16 protein-coding genes and 1 pseudogene are annotated in these 21,047 nt (G+C 39.1%); 8 read left to right on the top strand and 9 right to left on the bottom strand.

Features of this window, described 5'->3' with window-relative positions:
* Window positions 1-42: 42 nt before the first annotated feature.
* On the bottom strand, window positions 43-4,605 hold the full coding sequence (gltB, locus tag BMMGA3_RS01930) for a glutamate synthase large subunit (RefSeq protein ID WP_003348316.1): 4,563 nt from the start codon (window positions 4,603-4,605) through the stop codon (window positions 43-45).
* Between the two features lie 124 nt (window positions 4,606-4,729).
* Between gltB and BMMGA3_RS01925 the strand changes: the two genes are divergently transcribed.
* Both BMMGA3_RS01925 and BMMGA3_RS01920 read left to right on the top strand, forming a co-directional pair.
* Window positions 4,730-5,632, top strand: coding sequence for a glutamate biosynthesis transcriptional regulator GltC (locus BMMGA3_RS01925; RefSeq protein WP_003348317.1), 903 nt, complete (start codon window positions 4,730-4,732; stop codon window positions 5,630-5,632).
* A 510-nt stretch (window positions 5,633-6,142) separates the two neighbouring features.
* On the top strand, window positions 6,143-6,688 hold the full coding sequence (locus BMMGA3_RS01920) for a hypothetical protein (protein WP_003348318.1): 546 nt from the start codon (window positions 6,143-6,145) through the stop codon (window positions 6,686-6,688).
* 793 nt (window positions 6,689-7,481) lie between these two features.
* Here BMMGA3_RS01920 and BMMGA3_RS01915 read toward each other — a convergent pair.
* Together BMMGA3_RS01915 and BMMGA3_RS01910 are read right to left on the bottom strand one after the other, a co-directional pair.
* Window positions 7,482-9,023 (bottom strand): malate:quinone oxidoreductase, encoded by a 1,542-nt coding sequence (locus BMMGA3_RS01915; RefSeq protein WP_318533208.1) that lies wholly within the window; start codon window positions 9,021-9,023, stop codon window positions 7,482-7,484.
* Between the two features lie 494 nt (window positions 9,024-9,517).
* Window positions 9,518-9,961, bottom strand: coding sequence for a ferritin-like domain-containing protein (locus BMMGA3_RS01910; protein WP_003348320.1), 444 nt, complete (start codon window positions 9,959-9,961; stop codon window positions 9,518-9,520).
* 516 nt (window positions 9,962-10,477) lie between these two features.
* Between BMMGA3_RS01910 and BMMGA3_RS01905 the strand changes: the two genes are divergently transcribed.
* The 3 genes from BMMGA3_RS01905 to BMMGA3_RS01895 are packed head-to-tail and all read left to right on the top strand — an operon-like array spanning window position 10,478 to window position 11,063.
* Window positions 10,478-10,669, top strand: coding sequence for a helix-turn-helix transcriptional regulator (locus tag BMMGA3_RS01905; protein WP_003348321.1), 192 nt, complete (start codon window positions 10,478-10,480; stop codon window positions 10,667-10,669).
* Entirely contained in the window at window positions 10,653-10,832 is a 180-nt protein-coding gene (locus BMMGA3_RS01900) for a hypothetical protein (RefSeq protein ID WP_003348322.1), read from the top strand. Before BMMGA3_RS01905 ends, BMMGA3_RS01900 begins: the two co-directional genes overlap by 17 nt.
* Window positions 10,833-11,063, top strand: coding sequence for a hypothetical protein (locus BMMGA3_RS01895; protein WP_003348323.1), 231 nt, complete (start codon window positions 10,833-10,835; stop codon window positions 11,061-11,063). It begins immediately after the preceding gene.
* A 350-nt stretch (window positions 11,064-11,413) separates the two neighbouring features.
* Here BMMGA3_RS01895 and BMMGA3_RS01890 read toward each other — a convergent pair whose 3' ends face one another.
* Window positions 11,414-12,010 carry a helix-turn-helix domain-containing protein gene (locus tag BMMGA3_RS01890; RefSeq protein WP_003348324.1) on the bottom strand — a complete coding sequence of 199 codons (597 nt, stop codon included), beginning with the start codon at window positions 12,008-12,010 and terminating at the stop codon, window positions 11,414-11,416.
* Between the two features lie 176 nt (window positions 12,011-12,186).
* Here BMMGA3_RS01890 and BMMGA3_RS17710 point away from each other — a divergent pair, with 176 nt between their 5' ends.
* The 3 genes and pseudogenes from BMMGA3_RS17710 (at window position 12,187) to BMMGA3_RS01885 (ending at window position 13,867) form a co-directional block, all read left to right on the top strand.
* Entirely contained in the window at window positions 12,187-12,336 is a 150-nt protein-coding gene (locus BMMGA3_RS17710; RefSeq protein ID WP_003348325.1) for a hypothetical protein, read from the top strand.
* Window positions 12,336-12,727, top strand: a pseudogene (locus BMMGA3_RS18105) (recombinase family protein); the annotation flags it as partial. The gene BMMGA3_RS17710 and the pseudogene BMMGA3_RS18105, both read left to right, overlap by 1 nt.
* 90 nt (window positions 12,728-12,817) lie before the next feature.
* Entirely contained in the window at window positions 12,818-13,867 is a 1,050-nt protein-coding gene (locus BMMGA3_RS01885; protein WP_412151008.1) for a recombinase family protein, read from the top strand.
* Between the two features lie 11 nt (window positions 13,868-13,878).
* Here BMMGA3_RS01885 and rlmD read toward each other — a convergent pair whose 3' ends face one another.
* The 5 genes from rlmD to BMMGA3_RS01865 form a co-directional block, all read right to left on the bottom strand.
* A complete protein-coding gene (gene rlmD, locus BMMGA3_RS01880) occupies window positions 13,879-15,261 on the bottom strand; it encodes a 23S rRNA (uracil(1939)-C(5))-methyltransferase RlmD (RefSeq protein ID WP_003348327.1) in 1,383 nt (460 codons plus the stop codon).
* A 367-nt stretch (window positions 15,262-15,628) separates the two neighbouring features.
* Window positions 15,629-15,799, bottom strand: coding sequence for a hypothetical protein (locus tag BMMGA3_RS17705; protein ID WP_003348329.1), 171 nt, complete (start codon window positions 15,797-15,799; stop codon window positions 15,629-15,631).
* A 123-nt stretch (window positions 15,800-15,922) separates the two neighbouring features.
* Window positions 15,923-16,666, bottom strand: a complete 744-nt coding sequence (gene map / locus BMMGA3_RS01875; protein ID WP_003348331.1) for a type I methionyl aminopeptidase — start codon at window positions 16,664-16,666, stop codon at window positions 15,923-15,925.
* A 341-nt stretch (window positions 16,667-17,007) separates the two neighbouring features.
* Window positions 17,008-18,756, bottom strand: coding sequence for an alkaline phosphatase D family protein (locus tag BMMGA3_RS01870; protein WP_003348333.1), 1,749 nt, complete (start codon window positions 18,754-18,756; stop codon window positions 17,008-17,010).
* A 153-nt stretch (window positions 18,757-18,909) separates the two neighbouring features.
* Window positions 18,910-20,736 carry an APC family permease gene (locus tag BMMGA3_RS01865; RefSeq protein WP_003348335.1) on the bottom strand — a complete coding sequence of 609 codons (1,827 nt, stop codon included), beginning with the start codon at window positions 20,734-20,736 and terminating at the stop codon, window positions 18,910-18,912.
* Between the last annotated feature and the right edge of the window lie 311 nt (window positions 20,737-21,047).

Genomic DNA, 21,047 nt, shown 5'->3' with positions numbered 1-21,047 from the left:
CACCCTCCTCTTCACGAAAAGATGATCGAGAAAACAATCGTTTTATTTAGCGACCGCTTGTAATGCGAATTGTTCGTTTACCGCAGCTTGTTTTCGTTTTGCAACTGCTTCGAAAGCAGCCATCATCGCCTCATCTTGAGAAAGCCCGGATTGTTCCATCGCTTTTATGGTTTCGATCATCAATTTGTAGTTTCTTGGAATAACTTTCACAAATTTTTCTGTATACTTTTCCCAATGTGCTAAAATATGTGAAGCTTTTCTGCTTCCAGTATATTGATAATGTTTTGAAATCATTTGATGCACTTCGCTAATTTCTTCTTCATCTTCAAGACGTTCGAACAGCACTAATTCTTTATTTGCTGTCCTTTGCCATTCGTTTTCATCATCGGCCAACACATAAGCGATTCCTCCGGACATTCCCGCCGCAAAGTTTTTCCCGACGAAACCAAGGATTACAACACGGCCTCCTGTCATATACTCACAGCCGTGATCACCGACGCCTTCAACGACAGCGTTCACGCCGCTGTTTCGAACACAGAACCGTTCGCCTGCACGTCCTCGAATATATGCTTCTCCGCTCGTTGCCCCATAGAAAGCGACGTTGCCGATAATGACGTTATCCGCAGAAGCAAACGATGCCTCTTCTGGCGGGTGGACGATCACTTTTCCGCCTGACAGCCCTTTTCCGATATAGTCGTTTGCATCGCCAACAAGCGTCATCGTCATTCCTTTTGGAACGAAAGCAGCAAAGCTTTGTCCAGCAGATCCTGTGAAATGAAGCTGAATCGTATCTTCCGGCAGCCCTTCTTCTCCATATCGTTTCGAAATTTCGCTTCCCGTAATCGTTCCGGCGTCGCGATCAACATTTCGAATAGAAAGTTGCAGCTCGACTTTTTCTTTTCGCTCAAGCGCAGGCTCGACTGCAGGCAAAATTTTATTGTAATCAAGAGTTTGTTCGATTTTATGCTGCTGCGGACGAGCAAATGTCCGAGGACCGTCTACTTGGTAAAGCAAACGCGACATATCCAAATGCTTCGCTTTCCAATGTTTTTTCGCACGCTCGCTTACTTTTAAGACGTCGACTCTTCCAACCATTTCGTCCACCGTGCGGAAACCAAGCTGTGCCATAATTTCACGCATTTCTTGAGCTACGAAATACATGAAGTTGATCACGTGTTCCGGTTTTCCCATAAACTTTTTGCGAAGCTCTGGATTTTGCGTCGCCACGCCAACCGGACATGTATCAAGATGGCATGCCCGCATCATCACGCATCCTAAAACGACAAGCGGAGCTGTCGCAAAACCGAATTCTTCGGCGCCAAACAATGCGGCCATCACCACATCGCGGCCAGTCATTAATTTACCGTCTGTTTCAAGCACAACCCGGTCACGTAAACCATTTAACATTAATGTTTGGTGTGTTTCCGCAAGACCTAGCTCCCACGGAAGACCGGCATGCTTAATGCTCGTTTTTGGCGAAGCACCAGTACCGCCGTCATAACCGCTTATGACAATAACGTCCGCACTTCCTTTCGCGACTCCGGCCGCAATCGTACCGACTCCTGTTTTTGAAACAAGTTTCACGCTAATCCGAGCATCTCTATTGGCGTTTTTCAAATCAAAAATAAGCTGTGCCAAGTCTTCAATCGAATAAATATCATGATGCGGAGGTGGAGAAATCAATTCTACTCCAGGCGTCGATCCACGCACCTTTCCAACCCATGGATACACTTTATTGGCAGGAAGTTGTCCACCTTCGCCAGGTTTTGCTCCTTGTGCCATTTTGATTTGCAATTCATCGGCATTGACTAAATAATGGCTTTTTACACCAAAGCGACCGGAAGCGATTTGCTTGATCGCACTTCTGCGCAGATCTCCGTTTTCATCTGGCACGTAGCGGCTCGGATCTTCTCCACCCTCACCGCTGTTGCTTTTTCCGCCTATGCGGTTCATTGCGATGGCAAGCGATTCATGCGCTTCTTTGCTTAACGAACCGAAGGACATCGCTCCTGTTTTAAAGCGGCGCACGATCGATTCAACCGGCTCGACTTCCTCAATCGGAACCGGAGTTCTTGTTTCATCAAATTCAAACACATTTCGCAAAAAGGTCATTTGTTCTTCGTTTGCTAATCTCGAATATTCTTTAAACAGCTTATAGTCGTTTTTCCGGCACGCCCATTGAAGCATATGAATCGTTTTCGGATTGAATGCGTGATGTTCTCCATTCCGTCTCCATTGCAGTTCACTGCCCGGATCTAATACATCATCTTTGTATGACGTTTGGAAAGCAGCTGCGTGGCGCATTTTTGCCTCTTTGGCAATTTCATCCAACCCGATACCTCCGATTTGCGATGCCGTGCCTGTGAAATATTGTTCGATCACTTCTTCACTGATGCCGATCGCTTCAAAAATTTGCGCACCGCGGTAGCTTTGCACCGTCGAAATTCCCATTTTCGACATGACTTTAACAACGCCATCGGTAACCGCCTTTTTATATTTATTCACCGCTTCATGATAGGAAAGCGAAATGATTCCGTTTTCCACAGTGTTTCGAATTGTTTCAAGCGCTAAATACGGATTTACCGCATCCGCACCGTATCCAATTAAAGCAGCAAAATGATGAACTTCCCGTGCTTCACTGCTTTCGACAATAATGCTTACGTTCGTGCGTGTTCCTTGACGGACCAAGTATTGATGAAGCGCACTAGTGGCAAGCAATGTCGGAATTGCGACATGTTGTTCGTCAACGCCTCGATCAGACAATACTAGAAGCACCGCACCGTTTTCCATCGCCTTTTCCGCATTTTCAAAAAGATCGTCGAGCGCTTTTTTCAAATCGTCGGTAAATAATGTCGGAATTATCGCACATTTAAACTCAGAATACGGGTTTGACTTTAACGCCGCGAGTTCTTCATTCGAAAGAATCGGTGTATCCAAGCAAATACGGCGTGCAGCCGATGCATCAGGATGAAGAATATTTCCTTCTTTGCCGAGAAGCGTCATCGTCGATGTCACAATATATTCGCGAATGGCATCAATTGGCGGGTTAGTGACTTGGGCAAATAGCTGTTTAAAATAGTTAAACAAGCTTTGCGGACGGTCTGACAACACCGCAAGCGACGCATCCATTCCCATCGAACCTGTTGGGTCTTTTCCTTCTTTCACCATCGGGATGATCATTTTTTCTACATCTTCATACGTATAGCCAAACGCTTTTTGCAATGTGACAAGGTTTTTGACCGGCTCCGTATCTTCTGGTATATCTAGATCATTTAATGTAATCATTTGTTCGTTCAGCCATTTACGGTAAGGTTTTTCTTTGGAAATTTCTTCTTTAATTTCCTGGTCAGAAATAATCCGGCCTTGTTCTAAATCGACTAAAAGCATTTTCCCTGGACTTAACCGGTCTTTATATAGCACATTGTTTGGTTCAACATCGATGACACCGACTTCAGATGAGAAAATAATGTAATCATCTTTTGTCACATAATAACGCGCTGGTCTTAAACCATTGCGGTCTAAAATCGCACCGATTTGCTTTCCATCCGTAAATGAAATCGCCGTTGGACCGTCCCAAGGTTCCATTAAGCAACTATGGTATTCATAAAACGCCTTTTTGTCATCATCCATTTCGTTATCCCAAAACCATGGTTCCGGAATAAGCATCATCGCAGCATGTGCCAATTTTCTCCCTGCGAGGACGAAAAATTCAAAAGCATTATCTAAAATAGATGAGTCGCTTCCGTTCATATCTAAAATCGGCGTAATTTTTTTCAAATCCTCACCGAAAAGCTCGGATACGAATTGCTTTTCCCGCGCCATCATCCAATTGACGTTTCCTCTTAGTGTGTTGATTTCACCATTATGAATTAAATAGCGGTTTGGATGTGCTCTTTCCCAGCTAGGAAATGTGTTCGTACTAAAGCGGGAATGAACGAGGGCAAATGCTGATTGAAACCGTTCGTCCTGCAATTCGACGTAATATTCATCCAATTGCTCAGGTGTAAGCAATCCTTTATATACAATCGTCCGACTTGAGAGGCTGGCAAAATAACACTCATTATTTTGAACAAGCTTTTCCGCTTGTTTTCGGATGACATACAATTTTCGTTCAAAGGCAAGCTCTTCTTGAATATCGTCGCTAGCTGCGATAAACACTTGACGGATAAACGGTTTGCTTTGTTTCGCGAGTTTTCCGAGTTTTTCGATATTTACAGGTACAGTTCGCCAACCTAATAACGTCTGCCCTTCTTTTTCAATGATTTTATTTATTTCTGTTTCGTAATACGCTCGTTTTTCTTCATCTTCCGGCAAAAATACCATTCCAACGCCATAACGTCCTTTCGGCGGAAGGTTCATTTTTCCACACGCCGCTTGGAAATATTCGTGTGGAATTTGTACCATCATACCCGCACCATCGCCGGTTTCTGGATCACTTCCTTGCCCGCCGCGATGTTCCAGCTGGCGAAGCATATGAAGACCTTTTTTTATTATATCGTGAGACGGCTTTCCTTTTAAATGAGCATAAAAGCCGATCCCGCACGCATCATGCTCAAATTCAGGATGATATAGCCCTTGCGCTTTCGGTAGTCCATAATGTTTCATCTTGCTTCCCTCCCGTTCCAAATACAATGTAACTATTATTTTAGTTTTCAAAAATAATATAAACAATATATAATTTAGATTAAATTAATCTCATTTTGAGATAAATAGCAGAGAGGGAAGAAAAATGGAACTAAGACAACTTCAATATTTTTTAGAGGTGGCCAAACGGGAACACGTTTCCGAAGCAGCTGAAGCTCTACACGTCGCACAATCTGCCATTAGCAGACAGATTGGTAATTTAGAAGCCGAACTTGGAGTACAGCTATTTGAACGGGAAGGACGAAATGTGAAGCTCACCCCTATCGGCCGCCACTTTTTGCCTCATGTTGAAACAGCGCTAAAAGCAATTGAATACGCAAAACAACAAATCGAAGAATATTTAGACCCGGAACGCGGAATCATCAAAATCGGATTTCCAACAAGTTTGGCAAGCCATACAATGCCAATGGTCATTTCCGCTTTTAAAGAAAAACATCCAAACATTTCATTTCATTTGCGTCAAGGAGCTTACAAATTCTTAATCGAAGCCGTGAAAAATAGAGAAATCGATTTGGCGTTTCTCGGTCCAGTTCCGACGGGAGAAACAGGAATTAAAGGAGATATTTTATTTTCCGAATCGTTTGCCGCTCTTCTTCCAAGCAATCATCCGCTCGCCAAACGAAACAGCTTAGTACTAAACGAACTGCGCAACGAACCATTTGTGACATTTCCTCAAGGGTACATTTTGCATCAAATTGTACTCGATGCTTGCCGACAAGCAGGATTTTCACCCATCATCTCATCGGAAGGCGAAGACTTAGATGCAATCAAGGGCCTCGTCTCCGCAGGGATTGGCGTCACTCTTCTTCCGGAAAGCGCCCTTTATGAAACGGTGCTTCGCTTCGCAGTAAAGGTGCCAATCGAAATGCCGCATGTCAAACGAAACGTCGGTGTTATTGTTTCCGACCATTACGAGCTGGCGCCGTCTGTTAAAGTATTTTATCGGTTTGTCAAAGACTTTTTCTCCACGCTGGAGAGATATCAGTAGGAAAAAGGTTCCCGCATTTTGCAGTAAGTTTAATTTGAATTTTTGTATTCCTTTCTGTTTTCAAACAATGCTATGAAACACTTATTACTTTGTCAATACGTCACTCAACGATTTGGCCTTCTCTTTCTGCAAAAAGTTGAAATTGTTGAAGTAAATGAAAATGGATCCTTTACCGATTTTCAGTCCAATACAATGAATAAAAGCAGGAAACCTTAATTGGTACCTGCTTTTTCTTTTAAAACTATATACACAGCGTACTCGACGTGTCCAAAGTGCATGTGGAAACATAATGTTGGTGAGTTCCTACTCGTTTTATAAATCTTCAATTCCTATATTAAGAAAACAGATGCTTAATCTTCAGCTAGAGTGCTCGATTACGGAAGATCAAGGGCTGTTAAAGCCGGTTCGCACTTATTGAACATTAGCACCCATTAATTAAACGGTCACATAAAAAAAGAAAGAATGTTAAAAATAATAACACTCAACAAAGATATATTATGAGGTGATTGAATGAAAGTATGGTCTAAGTTATTAATCTGTATATGTTTGCTATTTATTTTTCATTTACCTGTTCAGGCGCATAATAATGTCATTCCAAAACAAGTAGTAAATATCAAGCGTGTCGTAAAAATAAAGGATTTAGTAAGTGGTTCAACATTAATTGCTTATGGTTGGTTCGATACTTCTCATCAGAAACAGCCGTTAGAAAAATCTGTACAGGGTTGGCAGCTTGTCAATTTTGTACAAAGCTTTCATGTCAACAAATATTTAAAGGGAACCGGTGACCGAATTATCACCGTGTTATCAACCGGAATTGAACCACTTCCTCATCCTTTAAATCCTATCAATAAAGCTTACCCGGGACCGCTGGCTGAGGGTCAATATGTTTGCTTTCTTAAACCTGTTCCTGGAACAGAATTTTATACCATTGTCGGGGGATGGCAAGGAGTCTACCCTATCTACGAAGGGAAAACAATTTCCCTGCAAGAAGAAGGTTTTCCAGAGTTAAATCAATTATCGCTCAGTCAATTAGAAGCAAAAATCAAATCGTACTAAATACTGTACACAGGATCGGGTGCTGGTAAGACAAAAAAGTGAAGTACTTATGGTATTATCCCAAGGGTTTATGCATGAAATGAATCTCATTTTGGGCAGACTTCACCCGTTGGCGAGTCTGCCCTTTTTAATTAAATATTCTACCTTTTTTACTTTTAACTAAAATAATAGTCAAAGGTGTTCCCTTTCGTATCCCATGTATGATATAAATACTTTACTATATATTAAAAAGTAGAAGATCTGTCCTTTAGTTAGACTGTATTATCCTAAATTTGTCCTTTATTAACAGTATGAAGGACTTTTCCTATGTTTCCTATCTTGTTTATGTCCTTCAGGACTCTTATGACGGACTTTTCTTATGCTCTCTATCTTAATTATGTCCTTCAAAAGTCTTATGACGGACATTCAGCATATACAATGGCTTTTGTTTTTCCTTTATCGCCTCTATGAAGGACATAACAAATTTTATTAGATCATTTTTGTCCTTCACAGTGGCATTTCTTCAAAATTATCTACTCAGCTCTCCAAAAATCCCCTCTATTTATGATACGGTTCACCGTAGCCTCTCTAACTGCCAATTTTGAAAAAAGAACCTTCAATTCAAAGATAAATCAAAGGTTCTAAGTTTTATTTTCAATGATATTCTATTATTTACTCAATTCCTTAGGTATTTTATCTCTGTTTTTTCAATCATTGCCTTTTTAATCTCTTCACCCTAGAAACGATTGTCCATTGATGAAAAAATGATACTTAAGCTTTTTCATTATAAGCCTTAGTTTTTACATCCAAAGTATTAACTAAAGACCGGCTCTTTTTCGCTTAGACCAAGCGTCTTCGCAGTTGAGTTATGAATTTCGTGCAAAAGCTCTGGGTTTTCCACTAGTGATACGCCATAAGAAGGAATCATTTCTTTTATTTTCGGTTCCCACTCTTTCATATGTTGTGGAAAGCATTTTTCTAAAACCTCAAGCATAACGTGAACGGAAGTAGAAGCACCCGGAGAAGCGCCAAGCAATGCAGCTATCGAGCCATCAGCGGCACTAACAACTTCCGTACCAAATTGAAGTGTTCCTTTACCGCCAGCCTCAGTATCTTTGATAACTTGCACACGTTGGCCTGCTACCACTATATCCCAATCTTCGCTTTTGGCGTTCGGAACAAACTCGCGTAATTCTTCCATTCGCTTTTCATTCGATAACATAACTTGCTGGATCAGGTACTTTGTCAATGCCATCTCTTTTATGCCTGCCGCCAACATAGTTAAGATATTATTCGGTTTTATAGTACGTATCAAATCTAAATTTGAACCTGTTTTTAAGAACTTTGGCGAGAAGCCGGCAAACGGTCCAAACAGTAACGATTTTTTGTTATTGATATATCTTGTATCAAGATGCGGAACAGACATTGGAGGAGCACCGACCTTAGCTTTACCATATACTTTTGCATGATGCTGCGCTACAACTTCCGGATTGTTACATACCATAAATAGTCCGCTTACCGGGAATCCTCCAATATGTTTTGACTCAGGAATACCCGTTTTTTGTAGTAAAGGCAGACTTCCGCCCCCACCGCCGATAAAGACGAATTTTGCAGTATGGTATTCGATTTTGCCGCTATCGATATCATACACTTTCACTTTCCACGAACCGTCGCTAGTACGTTTAATATCCTTAACACTATGCTTGTAGTTTATCTCGACGTTTTTACTCTTTAAGTGGTCAAACAACATGCGTGTTAAAGCACCAAAGTTGACATCCGTTCCAGAATCGATTTTTGTTGCCGCTATCGGTTCATTCGATGTACGGCCTTCCATGATAAGCGGAATCCATTCCTTCAGTTTTTCAGGGTCATCGGAAAATTCCATCCCTTGAAACAGTGGATTATTTGAAAGCGCTTTAAAACGTTTTTTCAAAAAAGCTACATTTTTTTCCCCTTGCACTAAACTCATATGAGGTATTGGCCTGATAAAGTCCTGCGGATTACGAATCAGATTGCTGTTTACAAGATAAGACCAAAACTGTCTTGAAAGCTGAAACTGTTCATTAATTTTTATTGCTTTGCTAATATCTATAGATCCGTCGGATTTTTCGGGTGTATAGTTAAGCTCGCACAATGCAGCATGACCCGTACCCGCATTATTCCATTCGTTAGAGCTTTCTTCTCCTGCGTTTGCGAGTTTCTCAAACACTTTAATTTCCCATTCCGGTGCTAATTCTTTCAAGAGTGTCCCCAAAGTCGCACTCATGATTCCAGCGCCAATTAAAATGACATCTGTTTTAGTTTCTCTGCTGCTCATTTTTACCAACCTTTTCTGTCTAAAATATAAACATATCATAGTGTATTACAATTATTTATAGTTTCAATTATCTAATATTATATGATAATTATAAATTATTTAAAAGCTCATAAAAAGTGAGAAGTCCTTCCACAAGGCCTAGGAAAACACAAACACCATTTATTTACTTCATATTCTATTATTTCAAATTCACTTTTGGTCTCCCAAGCCATAGTATCTATGATTGAGGGAAGCATATTGTTAATGAAAAAACAATAAAACATCGACCTTCTCCGTAATGTGTTTGATGTCATTCGTAAACAGTTTCACCTTTATTAGAAGTGACGAAAAAAGTTTGATAGTTTGTTTATACTTTTCTCCTGATTAAATAAAAGCAGACGGTACTGCGAGGATCTTTTATAGACTCTCGTTACCATCTGCTTTTATTTAACTTAACGTAATTTTAGCAACGCACAGCACTCAACGTGTGTAGAGATGATAGTACATACAGGAGTGGCATTAGTTCAATATTCAAAGAAGAGATAAATTAATGGTTAATGTCTCTTTCTTGATAAATAGTAAAGAAACCAAACAGCATGGTTCTGCTCATCTGCTGACGCTCTATGAAATACCCCTTTTATATATGGGTCACTTGTTTGTTCTGATATATCTAAATAAAAATCCACAGTTTCTTGCTCATCTAAAAAAGCAAACTCCAAGCCTTCCTTGTAAGTGTTTGGACATTCTTCAATTAGTTTATACTTTGGTTGTCTTCCGGTTAGACTAACATATATTTGTGTAAACTGTTGAAAATGTCTTATTTCATCTTGACGAATTTCAAGAATTTGATTTCTCTCCTTCGATGAAGGTGCCAGATTAGCCAATTTTTCATAGCATTGAATGGCACTATACTCCCCATTAATGGCTTTCTCTATATCTTTTACCAATTTATCATTCTGTCTGTTTGACAATTCGTAATAATCCGAATAAGGGTTCATCCATGATACCTCCCTGAAATAAACTATTTTATTTTATGTCTAAGACTTTGCTAGGTGCATGTACCTAAAATGTATTTTAGCTTGGTGTTTAGCATGTATTAACTACTGAGACATTATAGAAAGAATTTTAGAAGGATGTTAATTCCCTCTATTCATAGCCCCACCCAGTGCCGAACGATTGACTTTTAGCAACAAAAATTTACGTATCGGTTATCCGCTCCATATGTAATTTTCAAATTATCAAGACGTACAACTACTTCAAAACGTATGTCCTAAAACCTTCAACCGCAATAAAAACAGATACCACCATTTTTAGAGGTAATAACTATACATTCGTTCTCTCTACTTGCCTATAAAATTCTACTTATTTACGCAAATATTAAGAGTATTTATTGTTATTTATCATTTTATGTTTTATTCCATTATTCTATTCGATTTGCTGTTAAGAATATAAAGTTCCGTTCTTATAATGAGGGCGTCAAGGAAAAGGATATTAAAATTAGGAGGTTTTACGGTATGGAAAAAGAGTTTCTAACAGTTCATTCATTATCAAAATTGCTAGATATGAGTGAGCAAACAACCTATAAACTAGCACGAGAAGGAGTAATTCCAGGACGTGTAAAGGTAGGTAAATCAGTTCGTTTTAACAAAACGGTTGTAGTTGAATGGCTCCAAAATGGAGGTGCTAAAGATGATAGTGAAAACTAAGGATTTATATAGCTTTTCACAAGCAGCCGAAATATTAGGAGTTACTACTCAAAGGCTATTTGAATTATCTTCTTCTCCATATGTTGAGAAGGTGCATATTGAGAATAGAATTTACTTTTCCAAGGAAAGCCTTCGAAAACTCGTATTAAGAGGTGATGTTTAAATGATTAGCATTGAAAAGACTAGTAGAATACTTAACCACTTTAACATAGCATTTACTGAAAATGCAGTGTTGGGTTACTTGCAACGTGGACAATTAGAAAAAGCCCCTCGTATAGAAAATGGCTATTACTCTATCAATACCAAATACGGGTACAGCGTAGACAAAGATAGCCTAGAAAGGTTTTTACTTGATCATGGGGCAACAGAAAAAGAAATTGTTGAATTTCTTTAGGGTTAATCAATCTGCAACCAACCGCTTTATGTGTTTACCACATAGAGCGGTTTTCTTTTATAACTAACAAAATATTTTAAGTTTAAATTCAAAAATTTCACAAATATAAAATTAAGTAACAATTTACCGAAAAAATAGGAGCGGTCAACCCGCTCCCTCTACTTTAATTATCTTTATTTAATTATTTCTCTATTTAATTTGATTTTCTTTATTCTACTTACTTTATTTAGTCATTTAATTTGCTAATAGGAGATATGCCATTTTGATATAAGTAGATGTGACCCCTATTTCAAATTGAATTAACTTTTGTTACCCTCATGTAATTTTGACTAGAGGGGGTGACTCAGTAATTAGAATAAAGGTACTTCTTTGTTCCATTTATATTCAATCTTTACATTGGTAGCATTTACAACATACTTATTCATTTCTTCAAGGAAGTTTTCTAGGACTGAATTATAATCCTCGTTACTACAGCAATCGAACAACCTATCCGCATATTCCTTATGCTTTTCAGCAAGATATTTTGAAATAGCCTTTGAAACTTTTGATTTACAAAAGTTCTTCGGAACATCTACAGTTTTGTATCTCTTCTTATACCAATGTGTTAACTCACTAATAATCAAATATGGATTATCCTCTAGTAAACATATTGAATAAAGATTAGATGTTCCTACTCTATTCTCAATGTTAAGGAAGTACATTGAGTGTAGCTTGTTCAATGACCTCCCTACTGTACTTTCACCTATATTTAACCTTTCCGCAATAGTCGATTTAGATGGAAAACAGCTTTCATTATCATTAATCGACCATAAAATATCATATAATACATCCTTATCGTTTGCAGAAAGACCAATACATTTCCTTAATGAATTAGGAACAGCTACAAAATGATTTTCACTTATACTCTCCTTAGACATATTTACTAACCTCTCCATTACCCATACCATAATGACTCCCCCTAATAATAATTTTTAAAGTAGCATGTACTTTCAACATAGTTATCGAGGTATGCCCTCCAATTGTTGCGATAATGATACAAAAAAATTTTTTCGCAACAATTCCCTTCCTTAAAACAATTACTAGGCTGAGCAAAGCAGCATTACCTAAAAGAGGGGGATTTTTCATGAAAGTTGAAAGAGAGTTTATAGGGTCAGAGTCATTAGAAGAGATTGTACAATCATTTCTTGAATATATGATTGACAAAATGTCAAATGCTTCCTACGATAAGGAAAGAACTAATGTCACTCCTACTACTAAAGGAGTGGCGAATTGATGAAATGTGCAATTTATGCTCGTGTTAGTACGAGAAAGGAAGAACAACAGAACAGTTTACAAAATCAAATCTCTTTAGCTGAGAGTATAGCTCATGAGAAAGGGTTTACCGTTATCGAAAGATATATTGATAATGGTATAAGCGGGGCAGGAATAAAGAACCGTACAGGGCTTAACAAATTGCTACAAGACCTTGAAAAGAAGGATATTGACGTTGTTATTGCTAAGTCGTATCAAGGCTGGGAAGAAACACTGTACAAAGTTTACAGACTGCTGAACAGATTGAGAGACAAAATGTCCGCTTAATACTCCCTGAGGATTTCTACGACTCTAAAACAAGTGACAGTTCAATGCCCTTTGAGTTAAAAGCTGTATTTGCTAAAGAAGAAAACCTAAAGCTGTCCCATAGGGTAAAATTGGGCTTGAAAGAACGAGCAAAACAAGGGAAATATAAAGCGTCTGTTCCTCCCTATGGTTATAAGATGAACCCTCATACTAATCAGCTAGAAGTAGACGAAAGAACCGCTCCTTATGTAAAAGAGATTTTTCATCTTTACCTCTACCAAGGGTGGGGAATGTTTAAAATTACAAATGATTTTATGTCAAGGGGCATACCTACACCAAGAGCAGTAGCAGGAGCCATTAATGCAGGAGCAAAATGGCACCAGAACACAATAAAAGGTATCCTAAACAACCCTGCTTACACAGGAAGCCTAGTACACAACAGAGAAGAAACAACAAAGTTTCTAAGTGACTCTGAGTTGTATAAGATTAGAAAAAAGGTAGACCTTGAAAAGCAAATCATTATTAAAAACACTCATCCCCCTCTCATTACGGAAGATGATTTTAGAGCGGTTCAGGAACTCATGAAGAAAAAAGGAGCCCACAGAAGCAACGGTAAAGAGAGTTTATTTGCTCATATCGCTAAATGTGCAGACTGTGGAAGTGGAATGCATTTTAAGCCTGATAGACGTAAAGGGGCTTATGTTTGTGGGGGCTATGTAAAGTTTACAACCGTTCATTGCTCTTCACATATCATTGAGGAAAGTATTCTCTTGCAGACTGTTAAAGATGACCTCAGGGGTCTTATAAAAGATAGTCTTAAACTAGAAAAGCTTTACGGTATCGCAGAGAAGAAAGTTAGTTCTGTAAGTTCCAACTTTGAAAAGGAAATTAAGCAAACTGAGAGACAACTTAAAGAAGTAAACAAACGGTTTGATAATATTCTAACGCTGCATACAGAGGGGCATATCACAATAGAGCAATTCAAGGCTCAAAATGAAAGAATAGCCCAACAACAGAAGGAACTTGCAGTCAAAAAAGCTGAGCTTCAATCCGCTCTATCTACTAGAAAAGATACCGCAGAAGAATTACAGTTCTTTAAAAAGGAAGTAGAACGCTTTGCTAACCTTGACATTGACGATGAACAGGTATTAAAGCAAGTTCTACAAAGACTCATTAATAAGATAGAAGTTTATGAGGAAGGAAAGATTAAAATACATTACAACCTTTCCCCCTCACTTTCTTCTTAATTAGGTACAGTTTATTCTACTGTACCTTTTAAAACAAGCTTCACTATCACCTCAACATGCATCGTCTGCGGAAACATATCCACTGGCTGCACTTCAAGCGTTTTATATCCACCATCCTCAAGGATTCGCAAGTCACGAGAGAGAGTCGCTGGATTACAAGATACATACACAACCTTTTTCGGTTTCATATCAATAATCGCCTTCAATAACGCCTCATCGCAGCCTTTCCGCGGCGGGTCGACCACGAGTACGTCTGCTTTGTTTCCTTCTTTATACCATTTAGGAATGACGACTTCCGCCTCCCCAACGGCAAATTCGGCGTTGGTGATTCCATTTAATTCGGCATTTCGCTTTGCATCTTCAATTGCTTCCGGTACAACTTCAACGCCGAATACTTTTTTCGCTTTTTGAGCAAGGAACAATGAGATCGTTCCGATGCCGCAGTATGCATCAATGACTGTTTCTTCCCCAGTCAATCCGGCGTACTCCAGAGCTTTGTCATACAGCACTTTCGTTTGGTCAGGGTTCACCTGATAAAAGGACAAGGCAGAGATAGCAAATTTAACGTTCCCAATATAATCATAGATGACTTCATTTCCCCAAAGTACAGTTGTTTTCTCGCCTAAAATAACGTTCGTCCGCTTTGGATTTACGTTATGGACAATCGATTTTACTTTCGGGAGACGGGCGATAATTTCTTTGACTAGTTTGTTTTTATGCGGGATGTCGGCTGTTCTTGTAATAATGACAACCATGAGCTCCCCTGTTTGTTTTCCGTAGCGGGCCATAATGTGGCGAAGCACTCCTTTATGTGCCTCTTCATTATAAGCCGGAATTCCGAGTTCGCTGCAGATTTCCTTCACTGCCTGCACTGCTTTATTGATTTCCGGAATCTGTATTAGGCTTTCATTTGTATCGACGATTTCATGGCTTCGCGGTTTAAAAAAGCCGGCAATGAGTTTACCGTCTTTTTCACCAACAGGAACTTGAGCTTTGTTTCGGTAGTGCCAAGGGTTGTCCATACCTAAAATTGGATGGACCTTCACATCTTCTAGTTTGCCGATGCGGGTGAGCACTTGCCGGACTTGATTTTCTTTAAACTGCAGCTGCCCTTCATAACTCATGTGCTGAAGCTGGCAGCCTCCGTATTTATGGGCGTCACCGCTTGCCACGTCAACGCGGTAATGGCTTCTTTCATAAATCTCAATCAGACGGCCGATGCCATAGCTTTTGTTTATTTTAATGACTTTTATTTTAGCTTTTTCACCTGGCAGTGCTTTTGGAACGAAGATCGGGTAGCCATCCACCTTGGCAACGCCTGCTCCATCATGCGTCAGGTCTTCAAAAGTAACATCTATATAATCGTTTTTTTGAACCGGCAGTGTTTTGCTCATTGCTTTCTTCCTTTGCTTGTAGTTTACGTTTCCGATTTGACAGAAAAGATTGTAGCACAAAGACGGCCGGATTGCGAAAAATGGTCGATAAATTCAAAAAGTGGTTGATATATCATGTAATGTGGTCGATATATTTAAAAAGTGGTCGATATATCATGTAATGTGGTCGATAAATTCAAAAAGTGGTCGATAACCGAAAATTTTAGGAAACTGTCCTTAACAAATATCGCCTAATTCTTGAGCAATTTTCCGGAATTATAATTCTTAATCAAACGTTTGATTAAAGTCCAGAATGTCCCGGCAATAAGCCATTTTCAAGCAGAGAACCCTAAATGAATTTCTCGTTTATGAGCCTTCATCGAAAAGCCTATCCTGTGATAAGCTTTTCTTTTATGCATTCATTGTATATCTCCAATAGTTCCCTGTCATCCATTGCTAAAACCTGTTCTTCCGTCAAATCATTCATTACACTTAGTACCGTTCTTTCCTTCTGGAACCGTTCGATTTCACTTAAGAAATAATGTTTTAATACAAGCATCTAACTCTCCCTCTCATTTTACTCTATTTCTATTTTCGACTGTTTTGGAAAGTTTTAAACTATAAAAATAGGTTTCTATTTTTACAGAAAATATACTTTACGCCACCTTTGATCTTTAGCTTTTTAAAGCGTTACAATCAAAGGGCCGTCTTTTGTAATGATGATTGTATGTTCAATTTGAGCGACAAAACTTTTGTCTTTAGTAATATATGTCCAGCCGTCTCCTTTTTCAATCACTTCTTCTGCTCCTGTCGAAATAAAAGGTTCAAACGCGATGACCATGCCTTCTTTTAGCAACTCATTATCCCATGCGTCATAATAATTTAAAATATGATCAGGGGATTCGTGCAAAGATAATCCTATTCCATGCCCAGTAAGGTTCTTAATTACTGTAAAACCATGTTGCCTGGCGGTTTGATAAACAGCTTTACCTATACCATTTTTTCTTGAAGCCACTTTGATTTTATTTAAGCCTGCATCAAAGGCTTTTTTTGTTACTTCACAAAGGTTAAATAGAACCGAATCTCCTTGTCCAACCACTATAGATAATCCGGTATCTGCAAAATAGCCATTCTTAGAACCAGAAACATCAATATTTACTAAGTCCCCTTCTTGAATGACACGCTGCCCGGGAATTCCATGGGCAATTTCTTCATTAACGCTTATACAAGTAAAGCCTGGAAAATCATATTGACCTTTAGGTCCTGAAACCGCTCCAAATTTCTCAAAAAGCTTTCCAGCAAATTCGTCCAATTCTTTGGTTGTAATACCTGGCTTTGCTGCTTGAATCATTTCATCCCGTATTGTTCCGACAATTTTTCCTATCTCTTGCAGACCTTTAAGATCTTCTTCCGTTTTTATAATCACAGACTATTAATCCTCCTGCATACTTTCTCTTTAAGGTTTCATTCAAACCTTACCGTTTAATAAGCTATGGATTTAATAGTAACATAATATCCCTTTTTTAGGAAAAAGCTTCTTTAATAAAATCGATTTGCTTTTTATATTTTACCTGTTTATTTATGCAGGTATCTCTCAAAAGAAGATAAAGCAAAACAGAGAAAAAAGCAATTGGTGTGTCAAATCTGGCTTTATTATGGACTTCGCACCAAGGTCCGGATCAACCATTTATTACCAGTTTGGCAATGTGCCGTCCGTCCGTTTGCCTTTACCCCGAATTTCTATTTTTTGATATGGTACAAGCCTCATTAATTCGTGAAGTTTTTCAATTTCCTTTGCATTTGTCTTTCATGGGCGCGGCCATGGGCCCGATTGCGGTCTTCTTCGACTTCATTTGAAATTCGAACACCTTCCGGAACAATTGTAGACGATATTTCTTTCAGTCCCGTTTGATCTTTTTCATAAGTAAAGGACGCTCTTGTTGAAATATCGGCACCCGGTTTTGTAACAAATGGGAGCACACGGTAATCAGCTTGCCAGTATTCTGGAGTGACCCTGCAGCGGACATAGCCCCGATAGTCGTTAAAGAATTTAATTTGCGGGTTCAACCCTAAAATACGATCGGTGTCTGCCCTCTTATCAGCTCCGTTCCCTCCGGATGTAATGGAAGTTCCGACAAATTCAGCACCGATAATTTTAGAATTTGGATCATTATAATCCGTCATCAGGTTTGATGCCCAGCTTGCGTGGACATCCCCTGTCAAGACGATCAAATTATTAATATTGTTGCTTGCAACGAAATCAGTAATACGCTGACGTGCTGCCGGGTAACCGTCCCAAGAATCCATACTAAATTTTGGGGATGTGCTTGTTCCATAATTCCGCTGTGAAAAGAAAACTTGCTGTGCCAGCACATTCCATTGTGACGATGAATTGCCAAGATTGCCTAAAAGCCACTCTTCCTGTTCTGCTCCCAAAAGGGTGCGATTCGGATCCAAAGATTCTGGCGTATGCGGTTTGCTTCCATCGCCATTTGCTTGGTCATCACGGTATTGACGTGTATCAAGAACAAAAAAAGATGCTAAATCACCGTAAGAGAAATTCCTATATAATTGCATATCACCGCCGTGTGGCAAAGATGATTGGCGGAGCGGCATGTGCTCATAATAAGCCTGGTACGCAGCAGCTCGACGTTTGATAAATGCCTCAACCGACTGCCCTTTTTCAGGAATGACATTCGCATAGTTGTTTTCGACTTCATGATCATCCCATGTCACAACCCACGGGAAGGCAGCATGGGCGGCTTTCAGATTTACATCTGAACGATATTGGGCATAGCGGTTTCGGTAGTCTTCAAGCGTAATGATTTCTGGACTATTGTGTGTTCGGACATTTCCTGTGTTTGAAACATATTCATTCGGTCCATATTCATATATGTAATCGCCTAGGTGGAAGACGAGATCAAGATCTTCTTTGGACATATGCTTATATGCAGTATAGTATCCATGTTCATACTGCTGACAGGATGCAAACGCGAAAGCTAGACTGGAAACGCTTGTTCCAATTTCTGGGAGTGTTTTTGTTTTTCCGACGGGGCTCACTTCATTTCCGCTTTTGAACCGGTAAAAGTATTCAAAGTTTGGTTTTAGTCCGTGTACTTCCACATGAATAGAATGACCGAGCTCAGGCACTGCTAATTCAGTGCCGCGCTGGACAATTTTGCGGAAATATTCATCTATAGCAACCTCCCATTTAACTGGTACCGCCTGGGAAGACATTCCTCCGCCGCCCAACGGATCTGGAGCCAATCTTGTCCATAGTACCACACTGTCTGATAGCGGATCACCTGAAGCAACACCAAGTGTAAAAGGGTAGTCTCTAAATCTTGGGGCAGCATTGACCTCAAATCCCCCTATAGACTGTGCGATGACAAAACCAAGTGAAAGCCCCGCAATTTTACCGGCAATATGAAGAAAACTGCGGCGGTCAATATTCTTTTGCAAACTCGCCTCACTGAGATTCTTAATCCATTCTTCCAAAGGCCGCTCATTAACCATCATTTCATCCCCTCTCGGATTATCATCTTAGAACGAGTATGATTATAAATGCGTTATTTATACTGTTAAGTTTTGTAAAAGGGGAAAATGTATACATACAAAAAGAAGCCTAATAAGGCTTCTTTAAGAAAACGGTGCAACAGACAAGGCATTCTATTTTTTTAATCGATATGGTACAGTCGTGACAATCACATTTTTTTGATAAAGAAGGTATAACCTTAAAAGTAAGCCTGATTGATTATGCAATATATCGTGCCATCTTTTCTTTGTGATAAATTGAGGAATTAAAACTGTAAGAGTATATTTGTTTTCAGCGGCTTTTTCCTCTGCTAAATCAATAAATCGGGCAAGAGGCTTCATTATACTTCGATATTGGGAATAAAGGGTTACCAGGCGAATATCCGGCTTCCATTCCTTCCACTTTTCCTCCATCCGTTTTTCGCTTTCTCGGTCAAAAGCGACATATACTGGAATAACTGTGTCCCCGATTAACCGAGCATAGTTCAAAGAATTTTCAACTACTTTTGTTATCCCTGCAACAGGAACAATAACAACATTTCCTTCTAGCTTCAGAGATTCCTCATTCGGATGAATTCTGAGCTGTTCTCCCACAGCTTCGTAATGGTGTTTAATTCGATGAAACACGAAAACAATGACCGGTAAGAAAATAAGTACAGACCATACTTGAGAAAACTTTGTGGTAAAGAAAATAATCACGACAGTTAAGGAAATAAGAGCACCAATTAAATTTACAGTCAGTTTATATAACCAACCTGCTGGCTTCTCTCTTAACCATTTCACAATCATACCTGATTGCGAAAGAGTGAAAGGAATAAAAACCCCAACTGCGTACAACGGAATGAGGTGTTCTACTTCCCCTCTAAAAGCAATAATAAGCATAATGGACGCGATTCCTAGGGTGATAATTCCATTGGAATAGCCAAGCCTGTCTCCACGAATCAAAAACATTCTCGGTATATATTTATCAGAAGCCAGGTTGACAGCTAGCAGCGGAAAAGCAGAAAAACCTGTATTCGCTGCAAGAACTAGTATTAATGCCGTAGTTCCTTGGATAAAATAGTACAGTAAGTTTCTCCCAAAAATTTCTGATGCAATTTGAGAGACAACTGTTTCTTCAGCTTTTGGTACAATTCCCAGCCAATAAGCGAGAAACGTAATGCCAGAGAAAAGAATGGCCAGGATAACTCCCATCATGAGCAATGTATTTGCAGCATTTTTTGCTGCAGGTTCTTTAAAGTTTGGGACCGCATTCGAAATAGCTTCTACTCCAGTAAGGGCAGAACAACCAGATGAAAAAGCTCTAAGCAGTAAAAATAAGCTAATACCGGGAACAGCCGTACCGATAGGTGTATGTAAATCTGCCGGTACTTGACCGGTTGCTATTTTCCATGTTCCCACACCTATTAACAGCAATAATGCGAATACAAATAAATATACGGGATAAGCGAGAACAGAAGCAGATTCAGTAACACCTCTCAGATTTAAAATTGTAATAAAAACAACTAATAAACAAGCGATTATGACCTTAAAATTGTGTAATCCTGGAAACGCAGAGGTAATCGCATCTGTTCCAGCTGAAACACTTACGGCTACTGTCAAAATATAATCTACTAATAACGAACCGCCAGCAATAAGCCCGGGATTTTCCCCCAGATTGCTCCTCGAAACGATGTAGGCACCGCCCCCGTGCGGATAAGCATAGATAATTTGCCGATATGATAATATCAAAGCAGTTAAAAGAACTAATACACCAATCGCAATTGGGATTGAATACCAAAACGCAACAACATTTATCGTCGCTAACACAATTAAGATTTGTTCTGTACCATAGGCTACAGATGAAAGGGCGTCTGACGATAAAACGGCAAGAGCCTTCAATTTATTTAGCTTTTGTTCCCCTAATTCACTTGTTTTGAGAGGTTTTCCGATCAAAATTTTTTTGAGCATTGAAATACTCATAGTAAACACTCCTGATTAACAGACCAAATTAATAAATACAGTATTCCTATATGTAAATAGTATAGCGTTGTATCGCTCTATGAATGAGTACAATAATACGGTATTTTTCTTACTTATTCCGTTTAATAAAATTACTAAATTCTCTCAGCAAATATACCCCCGAAAAAGCGTTTTGTAAAGTGAAAATTTCATTATTTATATTCTTTTTACAAGAAGCATTTTTAGTGTCATTGATTTTTTAACCTCAAATAAAAAAAGAGGCAGACCCATAGGTAGATGCCTCGCTCCCGTCTGCAGTTACTACATACTTT

It is taken from the genome of Bacillus methanolicus MGA3 (assembly GCF_000724485.1).
Classification (GTDB): Bacteria; Bacillota; Bacilli; order Bacillales; family Cytobacillaceae; genus Bacillus_Z; species Bacillus_Z methanolicus_A.
This window is presented reverse-complemented; position numbering and strand designations above follow the sequence as displayed.

What these genes read in the sequence shown, in the direction of transcription:
- gltB (WP_003348316.1), bottom strand. Translation starts at nt 4,605, where the DNA reads ATGAAACATTATGGACTACCGAAAGCGCAAGGGCTATATCATCCTGAA.
- BMMGA3_RS01925 (WP_003348317.1), top strand. Translation starts at nt 4,730, where the DNA reads ATGGAACTAAGACAACTTCAATATTTTTTAGAGGTGGCCAAACGGGAA.
- BMMGA3_RS01920 (WP_003348318.1), top strand. Translation starts at nt 6,143, where the DNA reads ATGAAAGTATGGTCTAAGTTATTAATCTGTATATGTTTGCTATTTATT.
- BMMGA3_RS01915 (WP_318533208.1), bottom strand. Translation starts at nt 9,023, where the DNA reads ATGATATGTTTATATTTTAGACAGAAAAGGTTGGTAAAAATGAGCAGC.
- BMMGA3_RS01910 (WP_003348320.1), bottom strand. Translation starts at nt 9,961, where the DNA reads ATGAACCCTTATTCGGATTATTACGAATTGTCAAACAGACAGAATGAT.
- BMMGA3_RS01905 (WP_003348321.1), top strand. Translation starts at nt 10,478, where the DNA reads ATGGAAAAAGAGTTTCTAACAGTTCATTCATTATCAAAATTGCTAGAT.
- BMMGA3_RS01900 (WP_003348322.1), top strand. Translation starts at nt 10,653, where the DNA reads ATGATAGTGAAAACTAAGGATTTATATAGCTTTTCACAAGCAGCCGAA.
- BMMGA3_RS01895 (WP_003348323.1), top strand. Translation starts at nt 10,833, where the DNA reads ATGATTAGCATTGAAAAGACTAGTAGAATACTTAACCACTTTAACATA.
- BMMGA3_RS01890 (WP_003348324.1), bottom strand. Translation starts at nt 12,010, where the DNA reads ATGGTATGGGTAATGGAGAGGTTAGTAAATATGTCTAAGGAGAGTATA.
- BMMGA3_RS17710 (WP_003348325.1), top strand. Translation starts at nt 12,187, where the DNA reads ATGAAAGTTGAAAGAGAGTTTATAGGGTCAGAGTCATTAGAAGAGATT.
- BMMGA3_RS01885 (WP_412151008.1), top strand. Translation starts at nt 12,818, where the DNA reads ATGAACCCTCATACTAATCAGCTAGAAGTAGACGAAAGAACCGCTCCT.
- rlmD (WP_003348327.1), bottom strand. Translation starts at nt 15,261, where the DNA reads ATGAGCAAAACACTGCCGGTTCAAAAAAACGATTATATAGATGTTACT.
- BMMGA3_RS17705 (WP_003348329.1), bottom strand. Translation starts at nt 15,799, where the DNA reads ATGCTTGTATTAAAACATTATTTCTTAAGTGAAATCGAACGGTTCCAG.
- BMMGA3_RS01870 (WP_003348333.1), bottom strand. Translation starts at nt 18,756, where the DNA reads ATGGTTAATGAGCGGCCTTTGGAAGAATGGATTAAGAATCTCAGTGAG.
- BMMGA3_RS01865 (WP_003348335.1), bottom strand. Translation starts at nt 20,736, where the DNA reads ATGAGTATTTCAATGCTCAAAAAAATTTTGATCGGAAAACCTCTCAAA.